This is a genomic window from Variovorax sp. WDL1 (assembly GCF_001541225.1).
Classification (GTDB): domain Bacteria; phylum Pseudomonadota; class Gammaproteobacteria; order Burkholderiales; family Burkholderiaceae_C; genus Variovorax.
This window is the reverse complement of sequence record NZ_LMTS01000137.1, coordinates 1-3,958: the sequence shown is the minus strand read 5'-3', so window position 1 is coordinate 3,958 and position 3,958 is coordinate 1. Positions and strand designations below refer to the sequence as shown.

The 3,958-nt window shown below is 70.7% G+C and carries 1 protein-coding gene; it reads right to left on the bottom strand.

Translation table 11 applies throughout. The annotated features are described in order from the left end of the window. Window positions 1–3,958: beta strand repeat-containing protein (locus tag APY03_RS45375; RefSeq protein ID WP_443082830.1), on the bottom strand; the 3,958-nt coding region annotated here is incomplete at both ends.

Below are 3,958 nucleotides of genomic sequence, written 5' to 3'. Positions count from 1 at the left end.
CCGCGTGCACCTGCACGATCGGGTTTACGCGCGTGCCCTGCACGCTGCCTGCGCCCTGCGCAGTGGCGCTGGTCTGGCCGAGGGTCAGGCTGCCGGCGTCGGCGCCGCTGCCCGAGATGCTCGTATTGCCTTCTTGCCGCGCCGCTGCCACTGTGATGGTGGCGTAGGTAGTGAGGTCGTAGGGGGCGAACTGATAGGTGCGCCGATCGTTCTGGACGTAGCTGTGGATGGCGGTGCCGGTCTGCACCGTGGGCGCATCCACCACGAGGCCGACGTTGGCGATCGTGCCGCCGGCGACCGTCAGCGCCCCGCCGGCGAGGATCTGGCTCATGTCGTTGGTGCCGCTGCCGACGTCGATGTTCATCGCCCCACCCGCGAGGATCTTGCCCGGGGCGGAGCTCTGCAGCACCGCGGTGGAGCCGGTGACGGTGTAGTCGAAGGCGTCGTAGATGGACGACAGGCGGGGAGGCTTGTCGCCCTCGGGTCCGCGAACCACGCCCGTGATGGTGTGGATGAAGCCGAGCGTGGCCACGTCCAGCGCCTCGTGGGCGGCTCGATAGGCCTGCCACTGCTCGTACTCGGCCTGCGTGACCGGATGGTCGAAGCGCTGCAGCATGACGGTGGTCGGGCCCGAGGGGCCGTCGACGGTGGCGCTCAGGCCTTCCTGGCCCACCGCGATGTGGGGGTCGATGCGTCCGGGATGGGTGGCGGGCAGATCGGCCGGCGGCGGTGCCACGCCGAAGGTCGCCCAGATCGGGTCGCTGATGGCGTACCAGGCGCCGGGCATGGCGGTGGTCTCGCAGGTGTCGACGTTGCAGGTGCGGAAGCTGCGGTCGGCGCTGTTGGCTGGGCTCTGCAGGTAGTACGCCCGGAAGCGCTCGAGCGGGTAGTCGGGCGACGGCAGCAGCAGCCTGGCGGCGGCGTTGCTGCCCGGCGCGAGAGGGTTGGAGGCGTCCGTGGCCACCCAGTTGCTCCAGCCCGCGTTGTCGATCGAGACGATCGGGAGGTTGCCGCCGACGGCAAGCAGGACCTCCGAGGCCGGATAGTGCGTGGCGCTGCCCGGGACTGCGTACTCGACCCGATGTTCGCTCGTGCCCGGCTGCAAGATCCAGGTGACGCCGTCGTTGGTGTTGTTCAGGACCGCGGCGCCGATGCCGGCGTTGTCCGTGGCCTCGATCGTCGAGGCGTGGTTGCCGAGCGTTGCGGCGGCGCCGGTGGCCCGTCCGTCGGCATCCAGGCTGCCGCCGATGGCGAGGTCGCCGGCGCTGAAGATCAACGATCCATCGCGGTTGCTGATCGCCTGGGCGCCGATGTCCAGGCGCGCTCGCGCGGCGATGGTGCCAGCGGACGTGACGCCGTTGACCGTCTCGGCCAGGTTGTTCAGCGTGGCCGCGCCGATGGAGATCCGGTCGCCGTAGATGCGGCCGGTGCCGATGTTGGTGAGTGTTCCCGCGTCGATGCGGGTGACCACGCCGTCGATGACGCCGCGGTTGGTGACGGTGTCGCTGGCGGCGAGCGTGGTGGCATGGCCCCGGATGTCGCCGGTGGCGGTGTTATCGATGTTGCGCGCCGAGAGGGCCAGTGCATTGCCCGCGGCCAGCGTGCCGCCGTGGGTGACGTTGCCGCGGGTGGCGACGCTCAGGTCGTGGCTGGCAATGGTCCGGCTCGCGGCGGCGGTGACCACGTCCTGCGTCAACGCGAGGCGCATGTCGCCTCCGGAGCGCAGCTGGCCGTCGAAGCCGAGCGAGGCGGCATCGACGGCCAGGCGCTGGTCCGCCAGCACGGCGCCGCCCGTGTTGGTCACATCCAAGGTCTTGGCGGCCGGGTTGGCCGCGTTCGGGTCGACGATGGCGACCGTGTCGCCCGCGGAGATCAAGCCGGAGGTGTTGTCGACGGTGCCGCTGCTGGTGAGGGTGGCGTTCACGTTGGCGCGGATGGCGCCGGACGTGTTGCCGAGGGCAACGGTGGTGATGGCGACGTTGTCACCCTCGATGCCTTGGTCCGCGCCTGAGGTGTTGGCGTTGGCGATGCTGGCGGCGTTCAGGGTGGTGGTGGCGCCCGAGCGGATCAAGGCACCGGTGTTGTCGATGGCGCCGGCGTCGATGCGCAGGTCGCCCGCGGCGAGCGTCTGGCCGCCCCTGTTGTCGTAACCGGCGCCATGGACGTCGATGGTCATCGCGCCACCCGAGTGGATCAGGCCCGCATCGTTGACCAGTGCGCCCGAGTTCACAGTGACAGCGGTCAGGGCCGCGATGGTGCCGTGCGTGTTCGCCAGCGCATTGCCGCGTGTGTCCACGGACACCCTGCTGCCGGAGACATAGCCTGCCGTGTTGACCAGGCCGCCGTTGGCAAGCGCGACGGCGCGGCCGGCCTGAAGCTTGCCGGCCGCATTGACGGTCTGGCCGGCGGTGGCGGCACGCAGCTGCCCATGGACCGCGGCCACGCTGCCGCGCGTGTTGTCCAGGGTGTCGGCCGTGAGCGTGGTGCTGCCGTTGGCGGCCAGGGTACCGCCGATGTTGGTGGCGGCGCCGACGATCGTGGCGCTCAGGTCGCCCACGGCGGTGATGCGGCCCGTGTCGTTTCGCAGGACGCCGGCCGTGATGGCCGCATTGCCGCCTGCGCCGATGACGCCCGCGGCGCTGTTGTCCAGCAGGCCACCGACTGCGAGGTCGAGGTTCGAAGCCTCGGCGGCACGAATGGAACCGGCCTGGTTGGCCAGGCTGGCTGCGGCAACGGTGGTGTTGCCCTTGCTCGCGAGGGTGCCGGCGTTGTTGATCAAGGCACCCGCCACCGTGATGCGCGTCGCGCCGCTGCCGGTCTGGACGATCTGGCCGCCGTGCGTGTTGGCGATGTTGGACGCACGCACGTCGAGCTGGCCGGCAATGAGCCGGCCGGTGTCGTTGACCCAGCCCTGCCCCGCATGGGCATCGGCCGTGACGCTCAAGGTGCCCGGTGTCGTCACGCGCGCTGCGCTCGTGATGAGGTTGCCCTGCGTGGCAGTGAGCGCGATGTTGGCCGCGGTGGTAGTGCTGGAGGACAGGTCGATGCTTGCGCCTTGCAGCGTGGCATCGCCGGCCGCGAGGATCGTGCCGTTGGCAGCCAGTGCGCCGGTGGTGGTCACGCGCAGGTCGCCTGCGCTCCCGAGCTTGCCGTCGGCCTGGATGCCCGCGCCGAGCACGCCCGCGCCCTGCATGCTGGCGGCCGTGATGGCCACATGCCGCGCCGCGGTGATGCTGCCTCGGGTGTTGTCCAGCGAGCCGGCGGCGGCGATGTTTGCATCGCCCATGCTCTCGAGCTGGCCGTCCGTGTTGACCAGGTCACCCGAGCTGGCGATCTGCAGGCTGCCCGCGCGCACCGTGCCGCCGGTGTTGTCGAAGCGATCGACATGGGCAGTGAAGCTGCCCGCAACGTTGACCGTGCCGCCCGCGTTGCGGAAGCTCGGCCCGCTCGCAGTCAGGCTGGTCGTGGTGAGGGAGCCGCCGTTGTTGTCGACCTGCGGCGTCTGCAGGTGGATGGGGCCACCCACGTACACCCGGCCCGCGTCGTTGAGGATGCTGCCGGCGGCGGTGATGGTGCCGGGTGCGGGCATGGGCATGTCACTTGGCGATGCGCTCGTGGCACTGCCGCCGCTACCGCTACCGCCGCCGCTGCCCGTGCCGGTCTCGATGCCGGTGCTCGGCGTCGCTGGATGGGAGGCTCCAGTCCCATCGATGCCGGTTCCCGGGCCCGGCTGCGCAGGCGTCTCGGGCAACAGCTCGGCCCCGATCACGCCGCCGGCCGTGTTGCTCAGGATCGGTGCGGTCACCGTCAAGCCGACACCGCTGGTCTGGCGCATCGTGCCGCCGCGGTTGTCGATGTCGCTGCCGCTGGCGAGTTGCAGGCTTTGCGCTTCCAATGTGCCGCCGGTATTGCCCAGCGCCCCCTGGGTGGCGATCTTGAGCTCGCCGCCGCTCGTGAT